At 69.5% G+C, this 15,347-nt stretch carries 12 protein-coding genes and 2 pseudogenes; 2 read left to right on the forward strand and 12 right to left on the reverse strand.

What is annotated here, in order from left to right; all coding sequences use genetic code 11:
• Both ACJQWM_RS08450 and ACJQWM_RS08455 read left to right on the forward strand, forming a co-directional pair.
• Nucleotides 1–1,666 (forward strand): tetratricopeptide repeat protein (locus ACJQWM_RS08450; RefSeq protein ID WP_332707186.1); only part of this gene is annotated, 1,666 nt, incomplete at its 5' end.
• A 57-nt stretch (nucleotides 1,667–1,723) separates the two neighbouring features.
• Nucleotides 1,724–2,179, forward strand: coding sequence for a hypothetical protein (locus tag ACJQWM_RS08455; protein ID WP_332707189.1), 456 nt, complete (start codon nucleotides 1,724–1,726; stop codon nucleotides 2,177–2,179).
• A gap of 200 nt (nucleotides 2,180–2,379) precedes the next feature.
• Here the strand turns inward: ACJQWM_RS08455 and rnhB are convergent.
• The 12 genes and pseudogenes from rnhB to pyrH all read right to left on the reverse strand — a co-directional run bounded on the left by rnhB (nucleotide 2,380) and on the right by pyrH (nucleotide 15,236).
• Nucleotides 2,380–3,058: pseudogene (gene rnhB / locus ACJQWM_RS08460) on the reverse strand (ribonuclease HII).
• A 66-nt stretch (nucleotides 3,059–3,124) separates the two neighbouring features.
• Nucleotides 3,125–4,405, reverse strand: coding sequence for a lipid-A-disaccharide synthase (lpxB, locus tag ACJQWM_RS08465; RefSeq protein ID WP_411306762.1), 1,281 nt, complete (start codon nucleotides 4,403–4,405; stop codon nucleotides 3,125–3,127).
• A 56-nt stretch (nucleotides 4,406–4,461) separates the two neighbouring features.
• Nucleotides 4,462–5,244 carry an acyl-ACP--UDP-N-acetylglucosamine O-acyltransferase gene (lpxA, locus tag ACJQWM_RS08470; protein ID WP_332707195.1) on the reverse strand — a complete coding sequence of 261 codons (783 nt, stop codon included), beginning with the start codon at nucleotides 5,242–5,244 and terminating at the stop codon, nucleotides 4,462–4,464.
• A 2-nt stretch (nucleotides 5,245–5,246) separates the two neighbouring features.
• Nucleotides 5,247–5,723: a 3-hydroxyacyl-ACP dehydratase FabZ gene (gene fabZ, locus ACJQWM_RS08475; protein ID WP_332707198.1), complete on the reverse strand. Its 477-nt coding sequence runs from the start codon at nucleotides 5,721–5,723 to the stop codon at nucleotides 5,247–5,249.
• A gap of 67 nt (nucleotides 5,724–5,790) precedes the next feature.
• Nucleotides 5,791–6,831 carry a UDP-3-O-(3-hydroxymyristoyl)glucosamine N-acyltransferase gene (gene lpxD / locus ACJQWM_RS08480; protein ID WP_332707201.1) on the reverse strand — a complete coding sequence of 347 codons (1,041 nt, stop codon included), beginning with the start codon at nucleotides 6,829–6,831 and terminating at the stop codon, nucleotides 5,791–5,793.
• An 18-nt stretch (nucleotides 6,832–6,849) separates the two neighbouring features.
• Nucleotides 6,850–9,372 carry an outer membrane protein assembly factor BamA gene (gene bamA / locus ACJQWM_RS08485; protein ID WP_332707204.1) on the reverse strand — a complete coding sequence of 841 codons (2,523 nt, stop codon included), beginning with the start codon at nucleotides 9,370–9,372 and terminating at the stop codon, nucleotides 6,850–6,852.
• Between the two features lie 62 nt (nucleotides 9,373–9,434).
• Nucleotides 9,435–10,796: an RIP metalloprotease RseP gene (gene rseP / locus ACJQWM_RS08490; RefSeq protein ID WP_332707207.1), complete on the reverse strand. Its 1,362-nt coding sequence runs from the start codon at nucleotides 10,794–10,796 to the stop codon at nucleotides 9,435–9,437.
• A gap of 60 nt (nucleotides 10,797–10,856) precedes the next feature.
• Nucleotides 10,857–12,104, reverse strand: a complete 1,248-nt coding sequence (locus ACJQWM_RS08495) for a 1-deoxy-D-xylulose-5-phosphate reductoisomerase (RefSeq protein ID WP_332707210.1) — start codon at nucleotides 12,102–12,104, stop codon at nucleotides 10,857–10,859.
• A 2-nt stretch (nucleotides 12,105–12,106) separates the two neighbouring features.
• Entirely contained in the window at nucleotides 12,107–12,958 is an 852-nt protein-coding gene (locus ACJQWM_RS08500) for a phosphatidate cytidylyltransferase (RefSeq protein WP_332707213.1), read from the reverse strand.
• Nucleotides 12,959–13,041: 83 nt separating this feature from the next.
• Nucleotides 13,042–13,752 (reverse strand): annotated as a pseudogene (gene uppS, locus ACJQWM_RS08505) (polyprenyl diphosphate synthase); the annotation flags it as partial.
• A 154-nt stretch (nucleotides 13,753–13,906) separates the two neighbouring features.
• Complete coding sequence (gene frr / locus ACJQWM_RS08510; protein WP_332707216.1) at nucleotides 13,907–14,464, reverse strand: ribosome recycling factor; 558 nt, start codon at nucleotides 14,462–14,464, stop codon at nucleotides 13,907–13,909.
• A 49-nt stretch (nucleotides 14,465–14,513) separates the two neighbouring features.
• Nucleotides 14,514–15,236, reverse strand: a complete 723-nt coding sequence (gene pyrH / locus ACJQWM_RS08515) for a UMP kinase (RefSeq protein WP_332707219.1) — start codon at nucleotides 15,234–15,236, stop codon at nucleotides 14,514–14,516.
• Nucleotides 15,237–15,347 lie beyond the last annotated feature (111 nt).

Genomic DNA, 15,347 nt, shown 5'->3' on the forward strand with positions numbered 1-15,347 from the left:
GCGGTGGCGGCTAGCGGCGGCCGCCGGCCTGCTGGTGCTGATCGCCGTGGTGGGGCTCGCCTCGTGGCTGGCGCGCGGGCCGGCGCGTTCGCCGCCGGCGGAGGCCTCCATCGCGGTGCTGCCATTCACCAGCCTCAGCAGCGAGCGCGACGACCGCTACTTCGCCGAAGGCCTGGCGGTGGAGATGCACGATGCGTTGGCGGGTGTGCCCGGGCTGAAGGTGGCTGCGCGCACGGTCGGCGCCGCGCTCGAGGACGAGGCCGATGTCCGCGCGCTCGGGCGGCGGCTGGGCGTGGCGACGGTGCTCGACGCCAGCGTGCGGCGCGAGGGCCCGCGGGTCCGCATCAATGCACGCCTGTCCGACACCGCCTCCGGCTTCACCCTGTGGACCGACAGCTACGACCGCGAGGTCGCCGATGTGTTCGGCCTGCAGAGCGAGATCGCCAACGAGGTCGTGCACGCGTTGCTGGGCGTACTTCCCGACGCGCACCCCGGGCTCGCCCAACGGCTGAGCCCGACCAGCAACATCGCCGCCTACGATGTCTACCTCAAGGGGCTGCAGCAGTTGCAGGCGGCCGGCGACGATGAATTGGCCCAGGCCGTCGTCCTGTTCCGCGAGGCGCTGGCCGCCGATCCGGCGTTCGCGCGCGCCCAGGCCGGCATCTGCCGGGCCGAGATCCGCCGCTTCGAGACGGCCCGCGACGCCACCGTGTTCAATCGCGCGCAGGCGGCCTGCGGCCGGGCCGCGCAGATGGACCCGGGCCTGCGCGAGGTCAGCCTGGCGCTGGGCGAGATGCACCGCGTGCGCGGCGAGTTCGCCCAGGCCACGGAGCAGTACACGCGCGCGCTCGACGACTTGGCCCTGCGGCCGGCGGCGTATATCGGGCTGGCGCGCACACAGGGGGCGCAGGGGCGCGATGCGCTGGCGCTGGATTACTTCCGGCGTGCGATGGAGCAGCGGCCCGGCGACCCGACCGCGCATCGCGAGCTCGGCTACCACCACTACCTCAACGGCGACCTGCCGCGGGCGATTGCCGCCTTCCGCACCGCCACCACCCTGCAGCCCGACGATGAGCAGTTGTGGAACAGCCTGGGTGGATTGAGCCTCACCAGCGGGGATTCGGCGCGCGCGGCGGAGGCGTTCGAGCGTTCGCTTGCGATCCGGCCCAACTACGGTGCGCTCAGCAATTTCGGCACGCTGCGCTACCAGCAGGGCCGTTACGCCGAGGCCGGCGCGCTCTACCGGCATGCGGCCGAGCTCGATCCGGACGACTACCGCATCTGGGGCAATCTCGGCGACGCGCTGGTGGCCGACGCGGCCACCGCCGGGCAGGCGCGCGAGCCGTATAGCCGTGCGGCGCGGCTGGCACAGAACTATCTCCGCATCAGAAGCGACGATGCGCAGGCGGTGGCGCTGCTCGCCTGGTATCGGGCCAACCTCGGCCAACGCGATGCCGCCGTCGCGTTGGTCGCGCATGCCGAGGCGATCGGCACCGAGCCGGGCGAGGTGGCGCTGGCGAATGCACAGACGCTGGCGCTGCTGGGCGATGAGGCCGCCGCGCGCACGCGGGTGGCACGGGCGCTCGGCGCCGATATTCCGCTCAGCCGCATCCGCGCCTCGCCGCAACTACGACGCTGGGCCGCCCAGGGCGCCAAGTTGCGTTGACCACGAAAACACGGGGGTCACGCCGGCTGTCGCCGGACCAAGCTCAAGGAGAACACCATGCGCATGCCGACCATCGCGGTGACCGCCGCAATGCTGCTGGCCCTGACCGGTTGCCCCGGACCCGACACGCTCAGGCCCGACGTGGCCGAGGCGACCGAGCATCCCGACGACCCGGCCGACGGCGTCTGGTGCGGGCAGTCGGAGTCGAGCGAACGAGTCTACGTCGACATCGGCTACGCCAGCGACGGCATGCCATCGGCGCAGCCCGACCGGTGCACCGTGCGGCCCGAGACCCACATCACCTGGCGCGCGCCGGTCGGCGGGGGGCCGTTCGAGATCCGCTTCTCCGGCGAGACGCCCAGTGCCGATCTGCGCACCCGGAACCTGTCCTCGGCCCCCATCGACAGCCGCGAAAAGGCCGAGATGACAGCCAGCGAGCGCGCCGGCGAGTACAAATACCTGATCGAGGCCAATGGCAAGGTGCTCGATCCGGCGATCATCATCCGCAATTGAGACGCGCGCGGACTGGTAGAGCCGAGCTTGCTCGTCTGCTCCGTCTCCGCCCGCCGGCAACACCATAGGCTGGGCTGAAAAGCCCCGCACCCACCGCGGTGCAATCGAAATGCTGGCGAGGCGCTGGGCTTGGCAGCCCCGCCTATCGTTCAGCCGCGCCGGGCAGCGGAGCGAGCTCCGCTCTACACACGTGCCGGCATTCAGGCCGGGACAAGCGCCTGTTCCCGCGGCCCGCGGATGCAGGCCCGCACCGGCGCGAAGCTGCGCCGGTGCTGCGGGCATGGCCCATACTCGGCCAGCGCAGCCAGATGCGCCGGGGTCGAATAGCCCTTGTGCCCGGCGAACCCGTACTGCGGCCACAGCGCATGCAACGTATGCATGTGGCGGTCGCGGGCGACCTTGGCCAGGATCGAGGCGGCCATGATCGAGCGGCACCGGGCATCGCCACCGATCCAGGCCTCGGCCGGGCAGGGCAGCTCGCGCGGCAGGCAGTTGCCGTCGATGCGCGCGACGCAGGCGCTCGCGCCGCCGGTCGCCTGCAGCACGCCCTCGAGCGCACGCCGCATGCCCAGCAGCGTCGCCTGCAGGATGTTGATCCGGTCTATCTCGTCGGACTCGATGAACACGATGCGCCACGCCAGCGCGCGCTCAATGATGCGTTCGTACAACTGCTCGCGCCGCGCCGCGCACAGCTGCTTGGAATCGGCCAGCCCGTTGATGCGCGGGCGCTGCGGGTCGAACACCACCGCGGCCACTGCCACCGGGCCAGCAAGCGGGCCGCGTCCGGCTTCGTCGATGCCTGCGATGTAGCCGGGACTCGGGACTCGGGACTCGGGACTCGGGGTGGAGCGGGGCGGTGGCTGGAAGGTCACGAGCGATCCGGACAAGGCAATTGGAGGCGACTGGCTCGACACGATAGCCGAACCAACGCCCGGTTCGAACCGATCACTGCTTTTCCCGGGTCCCGGGTCCCGGGTCCCGAGTCCCGGCTTGCCCGAGTCCCGGGTCCCGAGTCCCGGCCTTCGCGCCGAGCAACTCAACCACCGCATCGGCCGCCTGCGCCGAAGCATCGCGCCGCAAATGCAGGTGCAGCTCCTCGAAGCGCGGCTGCAGCGCGGCCACCGTGGCCGGCTCGCGCAGCCACCTGAGCGTCGCGCCCGCCAGCGTCTCCGGGGTGCAGTCGTGCTGCATCAGTTCCGGCACCAGGCGCTCGCCGGCAAGCACGTTGGGCAAGGCGTAGCGGTCGACCTTGAGCATGCCCAGCCCCTTGACCAGCCGGTAGGTCAAGGCCGCGACCCTGTAGGCGACCACCATCGGGCGCTTGGCCAGCATCGCCTCCAGCGTGGCGGTACCGGAGGCCAGCAGGACCACGTCGCTGGCGACCATCGCGGTACGGGCGTTGCCGTCGATGAGCCGGCAACGGGGAATCGGGAACGGGCAATCGGACAGCAGGCGTTCCAGCGCGGCGCAGCAGGCGTGGTTTGCGGCGGGAATGACGACGTGCAGATCCGGCCAGGCCGCAGCAACGCGTGACGCCGCCTCCAGCAAAGTCGGGCCGAGGCGGTCGATCTCGCCCAGGCGCGAGCCCGGCAACAGCGCCAGTACCGTTACCTCGTGCGGCAGGTCGAGCGCCTCGCGGGCCGGGGCGCGATCGGGCTGCAACGGCATCTCGTCGGCCAGTGGATGGCCGACGAAACGCGCATCCACGCCATGGCGCGCGTAGATCGCCGGCTCCATCGGGAACAGGCACAGCACCCGGTCGGCGGATTGCCCGATCTTCGCCGCGCGCTGCTCGCGCCAGGCCCAGACCGACGGACTGACGTAGTGAACGGTGCGCACACCGCGCTGCTTGAGCGAGCGCTCCAGGCCCAGGTTGAAGTCCGGCGCGTCGATGCCGATGAACACGTCCGGGCGCCACTCGAGCAGGCGTCGACGCAGCGCGCGGCGCAGCCGCAACAGGCGCGGCAGATGCCGCAGCACTTCGGCCAGCCCCATCACCGCAAGCTCGGAGGCGTCGTGCCATGCATCGAAGCCGGCCGTGCGCATCCGATCGCCGCCGACGCCGGCGAACTCGGCGTCGGGATAACGCTTGCGCAGCTCCGCAATCAGACCGGCGCCGAGCAGGTCGCCGGAGGCCTCACCGGCGACCAGTGCGATGCGTGTGAAACCGGGACCGGGGACCGGGGACCCGGGACCCGGTCCCGCAGCCACAGGCGTCTGGGACACCACGCGCCGAGCGATGCTTTTCCGGGTCCCCGGTCCCCGGTCCCCGGTCCCCGTACTCACCGCAGCAACGGCCGCTCGCCGCTGTCGATGAACGCCAGCAGCGCACGCACGTCGTCGCTGTCGGTCGCCAGTGCCGCGAGCTTGCCGCGGGCTTCCTCCAGCGATGCGCCCGACACGTACAGCGCCCGATACGCGCGCTTGATCGCAGTGATGCGCGAAGCGTCGAAGCCGCGGCGTTTCAGCCCTTCGCTGTTGATGCCGCGCGGGCGGCCGTAGCCTTCCTGGGCGACCATCACGAATGGCGGCACGTCGCCGTTGACGAACGCGCCCATGCCGATGAACGCGTGCGCGCCGATCCGGCAGAACTGGTGGATGCCGACAAAGCCGCTGAGGATCACGTGGTCGCCGACGCTGACGTGCCCGGCCAGGGTCGCATTGTTGGAGAACACGCAGTGATCGCCGACGCTGCAGTCGTGCGCGACATGGGTGTAGGCCAGCAGCCAGTTGTCGTCGCCGATGCGGGTGATGCCACCGCCGCCGCCGGTGCCGCGGTTGATCGTGACGAACTCACGCACCGTGTTGCGGTCGCCGATGCTCAGCTCCACCCGCTCGCCGGCGTATTTCTTGTCCTGCGGTTCACCGCCGATCGCGCAGTGGCCGTGGAAATGGTTGTCGCGGCCGATACGGGCAGGACCCTGCACACTGCAATGCGGGCCGAACCGGGTGCCGTCGCCGACCACGACCTCCGCGCCGACATGGCAGAACGCGCCCACCTGCACGCCGGCACCGAGCGTGGCGCCGGGCTCGACCACCGCACTGGGATGGATCGCCGCGGCCATGCTCAGGCCTTGACCCCGGCGCAGACGATGTCGGCGCAGGCGGCCTGTTCGCCGTCGACTCGGGCGACGCCGCAGTACATCGCCATGTTGCGGATGGTGCGCTTGAGGGTGACCTCCAGTTCGAGCCGGTCGCCGGGGACGACCATCCGGGAGAATTTCGCGCCGTCGACCTTGACCAGGTAATACAGCATCCCGCTCGCCGATTCCCCGTCCTTCCCGCCGCCGAGGGCACCCGACAACTGGGTCAGCAGCCCGCCGGCCTGGGCCAGCGCCTCGATCACCAGCACGCCCGGCATCACCGGGTGGCCGGGGAAATGGCCGTTGAAGAACGGCTCGTTGCAGCTCACGTTCTTGTACGCGAGCACGCGCTTGTTCGGGTCGAGTTCGATGACGCGGTCGACCAGCAGGAACGGATAGCGGTGCGGCAGCAGCGTCTGTATGGCGGACACGTCAACCGGGAGTTGCAAGCTTTGGGTCATCGGTAAGTCTCTTGAGTGCGCATCCTGCGCAGAAAACCGCACATCCCTCTGCGGGTCGCTCGGTGCTCTATGCGTCTTTGCGGCCGACGCGTCGCGCCAGCGTATCGAGCTGCTTGAAGCGGGCGGCGTTCTTGCGCCAGCTGCGATTGTCCATCAATGGCGTGCCCGAGGAGTATTCGCCCGGCTCGCGGATCGAATGGGTCACCAGGCTCATGGCGGTGACCACCACCCGGTCGCAGATTTCCAGATGACCCAGCACTCCGGCGCCGCCGCCAACCAGGCAGTACCGCCCGATCCTGGCACTGCCGGCCACCGCCGAGCAGCCCGCCATCGCGGTGTGCGCGCCGATGTATGCGTTGTGGCCGATCTGGATCTGGTTGTCGAGGCGGACGTCCTCCTCCAGCACAGTGTCCTCGATCGCGCCGCGGTCGATCGTGGTGTTGGCGCCGATCTCGCAGTCATCGCCGATGACCACTCCGCCGAGCTGCGGCACCTTGAGCCAGCACTGATCGCCGCCGTCGGCCCGGTCCATCGCCAGGCCGAAGCCGTCGGCGCCGAGCACCGCGCCGGGATGGATGCGCACGCGCTGGCCCAGGCGCACGCGGGTGACCAGGGTGACGCGTGCGATCAACTCGCTGTCGGCACCGACCACGCAGTCCTCGCCGATCACGCAGCCCGGCCCGATGACCGCGCCGGCCTCGATGCGGCTGCGTGCGCCGACGCTGACGAATGCCCCGACGTGCGCCCCGCTGTCGACCCGAGCATCGGGATGAATGTCCGCGGAGGCATGCACGCCCGGCGCACGCTGCAGGTGGGGTTCGAACAACGCGGCGATCCGGGCGAAGGCGGCGTAGGGATCCGCCGCCACCAGGGCCGTGCCGGCGTACGCGGCGGCGGCGTCCTCGCGCATCACCACCACGCTGGCGCGCGTATCGGCGAGCTGGCCGCGATAGCGCGGATTGGCCAGGAAGGCGACCTGGCCCTGCTGCGCGGCGGCGAGGGTGCCGACGCCGTGCACCCTTGCGGCGGCGTCACCGCGCAGGCCGAGGCCGAAGCGCTCGGCCAGCTCGCCTGCCTGAAAGGAGCCCGCCTGTGAGGAAGCGTCCACGGGTGCGCCGGCTCGCGGTCAGAACGAGCCGCCGAAGGAGAACTGCAGGCGCTCGACCTCGTCCTCGTTGCCCTTGCGCAGTGGGTGCGCATAGCTGATCGTGATCGGGCCCATCGGCGAGCGCCACATCAGCGCGATGCCGGTGGAGGCGCGCAGTTCGCCGGCGTCGAAATTGTCGACCCCGTCGTACACGTTGCCGAAGTCCAAGAATGCCGACACGCGCGCAGCCGGCGTGTCGAGCAGGGTCGGGAAGATCATCTCGAACGAGCCGACCGTCTTGAGCGAACCGCCGACGGGCTGGCTGAAGGTGCTTTCGGCGAACGGCGCCTGGCGGGGACCCAGGGTGTTGTCCTGGAAGCCACGGACCGAGCGGGTGCCGCCGGCGTAGAAGTTCTCGAAGAACGGCAGGCCGTCCGCGGTGACGGTCTTGTTGTAGTCGGGCGAGTCGGGCAGGCACGGATCGGACGGCTCCGGTGACTGCGGGTTGGGATTGTCCTCGGTCCGCGGCGGTGGCGGGGTGTGGCAGATGTTGCGGGTGAATGTGTCGCCGTAGCTGTCGCCGTAGCCGAGCTCGGCGCGCGTATTGAGCACGAAGTGGCGCGACAGCGGCCAGAACTTGGAGAAGTTGTAGTTGAGCTTGAAGTACTCGACCGTAGAGCCCGGCAGGGTCGCTTCGAGCCAGATGCGCTGGAAGGTGCCGCGGGTCGGGGTCAGGGCATTGTTGAGGGTGTTGCGACCCCAGCCGATCTCGCCACGCCAGGCGTGGAAGGTGCGCTGCCCGACCGCATCAATGTAGTCGACGATCGGCTGCGGCGTCGCGCCCGGGAATGCAAAGATCTGGTTGCTGTCGATGCCGATCAGGCCCTGCACCGTGTCGGTCTCGGTGATCGGCACGCCAAACACCATCTGGCCTGCACCGCTGGTGCTGGAGTATTGGGCGGCATTGAAGTCGGAGTTGTCGAACTCGCGCCACCACAGGTTGTAGCCCAGCGACACGCCGCTGTCGGTGAAGTACGGGTTGACGTACGAGAAGTCGTAACGCTGCAGGAAGTCATTGCGCTGCGCCTGCACCGAGACGCGGTTGCCGCTGCCGAGGAAGTTGTCCTGCGACAGCTGGATCTGCGTGCTCAGGCCGCTCAGCTGCGAGAAACCAAGACCGAACACGAAGCTGCCCGACGTGGTCTCCTTGACGCTGAACACCACGTCGACCTCGTCATTGCTGCCTGGCACCGGCTGTGTCTCGACGTCGACCGCCTCGAAAAAGCCCAGCCCCTGCAGGCGGATCTTGGAACGGTCGATCGCCGCCTGCGAGTACCAGGCGCCTTCGAACTGGCGCATCTCGCGGCGCAGCACCTCGTCGGTGCTGCGGGTATTGCCCTTGAACACGACGCGGCGCACGTTGACCCGCGGGCCGGGCACCACCTGCATGTTGATGCCGACGGTCTTGTTCTCGCGGTCGATGTCGGGGATCGGGTTGACCTGGGCGAAGGCGTGGCCGATGTTGCCCAACCGCGCGGTGATCGCATCGGCGCTGATCTCCAGCAGGCGGCGCGAGAAGATCTGCTCGGGCTGGACCAGCACCAGCTCCTCGATGCTCTGCTTGTCCAGCACGGTGTCGCCGCTGACCTGCACATCGGAGACCGTGTACTGGTCGCCTTCGCTCAGCCCGGCGGTGATGAACATGTCCTGGCGGTCGGGACTGATGGAGACTTGGGTGTTGTCGATGCTGAAGTCGACGTAGCCGCGATCGAGGTAGTAGTTGTTGAGCTTCTCCAGGTCGCCGGAGAGCTTCTCGCGCGAGTACTGGTCGTCGCTCCGGTACCAGCTCAGCCAGTTGCTTTCGCGCGATTCCCAGGTGTCCAGGATCGCTTCCTGCTCGTAGATTTCGTTGCCGATCAGGTTGATGTGGCGGATCTTGGCCGCCTTGCCCTCGTCGATCGCGATGGTGATGTCGACGCGGTTGCGGTCCAGTTGCCTGACGGTCGGTGCGATCTCGACGTTGTACTTGCCGCGGTTGTTGTACTGGCGCGTGAGTTCCTGGGTGACGCGGTCCAGCGCGAGGCGGTCGAAGGTGTTGCCTTCGGTCAAGCCAATCTCGTTGAGCCCGACCTGCAGGTCCTCGGTCTTGATGTCCTTGTTGCCGGTGAGGGTCAGCCGGTTGATCGCGGGGCGCTCGGTCACCGTGACCACGACGATGTCGCCCTGGCGGCCAATCTGCACGTCCTCGAAGAAGCCGGTGCCGTACAGCGCGCGGATCGCATCGCCTGCGCGTGCCAGGTCCATCGTGTCGCCACGCTGGATCGGCAGGTAGGTGAACACGGTGCCGGCGGCGATGCGCTGCAGGCCGTCGACTCGGATCTCCGACACGGTGAACGCATCCGGCGAGGTCGCCGCGGGCGCCGCGGGCGCAGGTGGGCTCAGCGAGAACGGATCGGCCGACTGTGCCATCGCGGGCAGCGCCGTGGCGGGTGCCAGTGCCGATGCGAGGGCGAGGACAAGCAGGCGGCGGGCCAGCAGGCGGCGAGGTGGGATTCGCGTCATCATCACTTCCGATTGGGGAATGTCGGCGCCGGAAACGGCGCCGGGTGTTGCGGCGGCCGGCATCAGCCGACCAGGTTGTTCACGATATCGTTGTAGAACGCCAGACCCATCAGGCCGGCGATCAGCGCCAGGCCCACGTATTGCCCCGCCGCCATGACGCGCTCGCTGACCGGGCTGCCCTTGACCAACTCGATAAGGTAATACAGCAGGTGTCCGCCGTCCAAGATCGGGATCGGCAGCAGGTTCAGGATGCCCAGGCTCAGTGACAGCAGGGCCAGCAGCGACAGGTACCACGCCGGCCCCTGGTCGGCATAGGCATTGGCGGCGCGCGCGATGGTGATCGGGCCGGCGACGGTGTTGCGCACCTCGACTCGGCCGGTGAAGGCACGGCCGACCATCGCGAACAGCTCGCCGGCCTGGTGAGTGGCCTCGCGCAGCGCCGCCGGCAACGCCTCGACCGGTCCGTAGCGCAGCAGCGCATCCATTCGCGGTGCCTCGATGCGCGCCGACACGATCCCGAGCGCCCAGTAGGCCTCGCCGTCCGCGCCCTGCGCGCGACGCGGCGTGGCCTGCAGCGCCAGCCGGGCGTCGCCGCGTTCGACCTCGATCATCGCGGGCTCGCCGCTGTCGCCCAGCGCCTGCACCAGCGGCCCGATCTGGTTCCAGGTGGCAACCGGCACGCCATCGATTGCGGTGATGCGGTCACCTTCGGCCAATACACCCCAGGCCGCGGTGTCCGGGGCGACGCGGCCGATCACCGGCGGTGCTTCCAGGTGCCGCGGTGCCAGGCCGATTGCCTGGATCGCGCGGCGCTCGTCGAAGTTAGCTGCCAGTCGGCTCAGTTCGAGGCGGCGGGTCCGGTGCTGGCCGCTGGCGTCGCGGACCTGCACCTGGACGTCGGCGTGGTCCAGCGCCGCCGGCAGCAGCGCCAGCTGCACCTCGCTCCAGGTCGGGGTGGCGCGCTCGCCTACCGCGAGGACGGTGTCGCCGCGCTGCAGGCCCGATTGCGCGGCGATGCCCTGAACGTCGCCCACGATCGGCGCGAAATCCGGCCGGCCGATCACGAACATGCCCCACAGCAGCGCCACGCACAGCAGCAGGTTCGCGGCCGGGCCGGCGCTGACGATCGCGATGCGCTGCCAAACCGATTTGCGGTTGAACGCCTGCGCGACCTCGGCCGGGGCGACGTTGCCCTCGCGCTCGTCGAGCATCTTGACGTAGCCGCCGAGCGGGATTGCGGCGATCACGTACTCGGTGCCGTCGCGCCCGCGCCGCAGCCACAGCGGCCGCCCGAACCCGACCGAGAACCGCAGCACCTTGACCCCGCAACGCCGCGCGACCCAGAAGTGGCCGTATTCGTGGAACGTGACCAGCACGCCGAGGCTGACGATGAGCCACCAGATCGAGCCGAGAAGCTCACCCATGAGTTTTGTCCGCTGCAGGTCTGTTCAATGGAAGGGTCATCATATCGGCCAAGGGGTGCCTCATCCGGGCGCGCCGGCGGACCGGCTCGTGGACTGGACTGCGCGCGCCACCAGCTGTTCAGCGTGGCGGCGCGCGCGCGCATCGGCCTCCTGCAACACGGCCAGTGAATCGGCCGGAGCGGCGGTCAGCGCGCTCAGGGTGGCTTCGAGCAGGTCCGGGATGGCCAGAAAGCCTATGCGCCGCTGAAGAAACGCTGAAACCACCACTTCATTGGCCGCATTGAGCATGGCTGGCACGGTGCCGCCGGCGGCCAGCGCCTCGAATGCCAGCCGCAGGCACGGGAAGGCCTCCAGATCGGGCGCCTCGAACTCCAGGCGGCCGCCCTCGGCGAGCAGGTCGAGCCCGCCCACGCCAGACGCAAGCCGCTCGGGCCAGCCGAAGCCGACCGCCAGCGCGGTGCGCATGTCGGGCAGGCCGAGTTGGGCGAGGGTGGAGCCGTCGACGAACTCGACCAGCGAGTGCACCAGGCTCTGCGGATGCACCAGCACGCCGATGCGGCCGCGCTCCAGTCCGAACAGGTGATGGGCCTCGATCACCTCCAGGCCCTTGTTCATCAGCGTGGCCGAATCGACCGAGATCTTCGGCCCCATTGACCACTTCGGATGGGCGATGGCCTGCTCGGGGGTTACATCGGCCAGCTCGGCGCGGCGGCGGCCGCGGAACGGGCCGCCCGAGGCGGTCAGGGTGATGCGCGCCAGGCCGCGGTGCGCCGGCGCCGCCATTCCTCCCGCAGCCTGCGCTTGCGCAGCCGGCAGACACTGGAAGATTGCGTTGTGCTCGCTGTCGATCGGCACGATGGTCGCGCCGCCTTCGCGCGCGGCGGCCATCAGCAGTTCGCCGGCCAGCACCAGCGACTCCTTGTTGGCCAGCAGCAGGCGCTTGCCGGCGCGCGCGGCGGCCAAGGTCGAGCTCAGCCCGGCGGCGCCGACGATCGCGGCGACCACGGTGTCACAGGCATCACCGGCGACCAGTGCCTCCAGTGCGTCGCCGCCGGCGTGCGGCTGGGTGTCCAAGCCGGCGGCATGCAGGCCATCGCGCAGCGCGGTGAAAGCCGACGCATCGGCGATCACCGCATGACGCGGCCGGTGCCGGCGGCACAGCTCGACCAGCGCGCCTACGTTGCGCCCGGCCGCGAGCACGCTCGCGCGCAGCCGCGCCGGGTGGCGCGCGATCACGTCCAGCGCCGAAGTGCCGATCGATCCGGTGGCGCCCAGTACCGCAACCTGGCGCAGATTGCCCGTGGACATGTTCAGAAGCCCAGCACGGCCTTGCCGAGTGCGAATGCCGGCAGTGCGGCGAGCAGGCCATCGATGCGGTCGAGGATGCCGCCGTGGCCAGGAATCAGGTGCCCGGAGTCCTTCACCCCGGCGTGCCGCTTGAGCAGGCTCTCCAGCAGGTCACCGACCACCGAGAACAACCCGGCCACCAGCGCGACCACGGCCACCGCCGCCAACTGTGCAAGCTCCGCGCCGGCCACCAGGCCGAGCAGGACGCCGGCCACGACGGCCGCCGCCAGGCCACCGAGCAGGCCTTCGACTGTCTTGTTCGGGCTGATCGCCGGCGCCAGCTTGCGCTTGCCGAACCTGCGGCCGGCGAAGTAGGCCCCGGTGTCGGCCGCCCAGACCACCACCAGCGCGGCCAGCAGCCAATAGTGGCCGTTGGCCAGCTCGGCATGCGGTACCTCGGCGTGCAGCCAGGCCAGCGCACACCAGGCCGGGATCACGCTGAGCGTGCCGGCGGCGAGCTTGAATGCGCGCGCATGGGTCGCATGGTCGCGCGCGAAGCGCGGGAAGCGCAGCCACAGCAGCGCCAGTAGCCACCAGATCACGCCGATCATGCTGGCCAGTTGCAGCAGCACCAGGGTGAAGCCGGTGCTGGAGCGTGAACCCCAGACGATTGCCACCATCAGCGCCAGGTTGGCCACCAGCAGCACCATGCGGGCCAGTGCGTCGTCGATCTCGGCCAGCGCGAACCATTCCCACAGGCCGGCCAGGAACAGCAGCGCGGCCAGCGCGACCACCCATTGGGTCGGCAGGAACAGGATACCGGCGATGGCCAGCGGGGCCATCACCAGGGCGGCCAGTGTGCGGGTTCGGGTCATTCGTTGTTCTCGTCGGGGTTCTTCCGGGGGCGGCGGTCCGACGGGTCCGTCGTGCTGCTGGGGCGGGTGTCCGGCCCCGGGGCGGCGACCTGCGCGGCAGTCAGGCCAAACCGGCGCTGGCGACTGCCGAAATCGTCCAGGGCGCGCTGCAGTGTCGCCGCATCGAGTTCCGGCCACAACGTTTCGGTGAACCACAGCTCGGTGTAGGCCAGCTGCCACAGCAGGAAGTTGCTGATGCGGGTATCGCCGCCGGTGCGGATGAACAGGTCCGGCGGCGGCAGTTCGGCCAGCGCCATGCGCGCGGCCAGCGCGGCCTCGTCGATGTCATCGGGAGCGAGCGTGCCGGCGGCGACCTCGCGCGCCAGCGACTTGGCCGCCTCGGCGATGTCCCAGCGTCCGCCGTAGCTCGCCGCGATGGTCAGGTGCAGACCGGTGTTGGCCATGGTCTGCGCCTCGGCCGCGGCCATGCGCCGGGCGATCGCCTCGCCGAAGCGCCCGCGCTCGCCGATGAAGCGGATGCGCACGCCGCGACGGTGCAACTCCTCGACCTCGCGCTCGAGCGCGTTGAGGAACAGCTTCATCAGCGCGCCGACCTCGTCCTGGGGCCGGCCCCAGTTCTCGCTGGAGAAGGCGAACAGGGTCAGCGCCTCGATGCCGCGCTCCAGGCAGAAGTCGATGCAGACGTTGACCGCACGCGCGCCGGCGCGATGGCCGATAACCCGCGGTCGGCGGCGGCGTTCGGCCCAGCGGCCGTTGCCGTCCATGATGACGGCGAGGTGGCGCGGGACCGTCATGACAACCGGGACTGGGGACCGGGGACCGGGGACCCGGAAAGGCAAATGCGGACAAACCTCGGGCACGGGGCTTCGATAAACGGCAACCGATGTATTCCGCTAGTTGCGTCACCGCTTGCCCGGGACCCGGGTCCCGGGTCCCGGGTCCCGGCCCTCATACCGCCATCAACTCCTGCTCCTTGGCCTTGACCACGTCGTCGACGTCCTTGATCGCGGCGTCGGTGAGCTTCTGGATCTCGTCCTCGCTGCGGCGCACGTCGTCCTCGGTGACCTGCTTTTCCTTCAGCAGTTCCTTGACCTGGTGGTTGGCGTCGCGGCGGATGTTGCGGATCGCGATCTTGGCGTCCTCGCCGCCGGCATGCACGTGCTTGGACAGCTCGCGGCGGCGCTCCTCGGTCAGCGCCGGCAGGTTAATGCGGATCACGGTGCCGGCGGTGTTGGGGGTCAGGCCGAGGTCGGAGTTGATGATGGCCTTCTCCACCGCCGAGACCATCTGCTTTTCCCACGGCGTGATCGTCAGCGAGCGTGCGTCCGACACCGCAACGCTGGCGACCTGGGTCAGCGGCATCTCGGAACCGTAGTAGTTGACCTTGAGGTGGTCGACCAGTGCGGTGGTGGCGCGACCGGTGCGCACCTTGGTGAGGTCTTGCCGAAAGGTCTCGACGCTTTTGGCCATGCGGGTCTGGGCGTCTTGCTTGATCTCGTTGAGCATCGCCGGCTCCGGTCCTGTGACGGTAATCGCGGGATTATAGCGGGCGCGACTAGCGCCGACCCTGCACCAGCGTGCCGATCTGTTCGCCGCGCAGGATCCTGAGCAGCTCGCCGGGCTGGCTCATGTCGAAGATGCGCAGCGGCAGGTCGCTGTCGCGCGCCAGTGCGAACGCGGCGGTGTCCATCACCTGCAGGTCGCGCGCGAGCACCTCGTCGTAGCTCAGCTTGTCGAAACGCACCGCGTCGGCATGCTTCTTGGGGTCCTTGTCGTAGACGCCGTCGACCTTGGTGGCCTTGAGCAGCAGGTCGGCGCCGATCTCGATCGCCCGCAGCGCCGCGCCCGAGTCGGTGGTGAAGAACGGGCTGCCGACGCCGGCGGCGAAGATCACCAGCCGGCCCTTCTCCAGATGACGGATCGCGCGCCGGCGGATGTAGTCCTCGCAGACGTCGTTGATCTTGATCGCGCTCATCACCCGGGCCTTGGCACCGAGCTTTTCCAGCGCGTCCTGCATCGCCAGCGCGTTGATGACCGTGGCGAGCATGCCCATCTGGTCGCCGGTGACCCGGTCCATGCCGCCGGCGGCCAGGCCGGCGCCGCGGAAGATGTTGCCGCCGCCGATCACCAGTGCGACCTCGGCCCCGGCCTGCTGCGCCTCGATCACCTCGCGCGCCAGGCGCCCGCTCACCTTGGGATCGATTCCGTAGTCCTCATCGCCCATCAACGCCTCGCCGGACAGCTTCAACAGGACACGGCGATAGGCGAGCTGGGTCATGGCGGATCTCCGGTTGGGCAAACCGGGTGATTCTAGCCGAGGTAGGGTGCGGGCCACGAATTGCGTTATGGCGGCATGGGACGCAACACCGCATCGACACCTGCGATCACC

This window comes from Novilysobacter longmucuonensis, assembly GCF_046600735.1.
In the GTDB taxonomy this organism is placed as follows: Bacteria; Pseudomonadota; Gammaproteobacteria; order Xanthomonadales; family Xanthomonadaceae; genus Novilysobacter_A; species Novilysobacter_A longmucuonensis.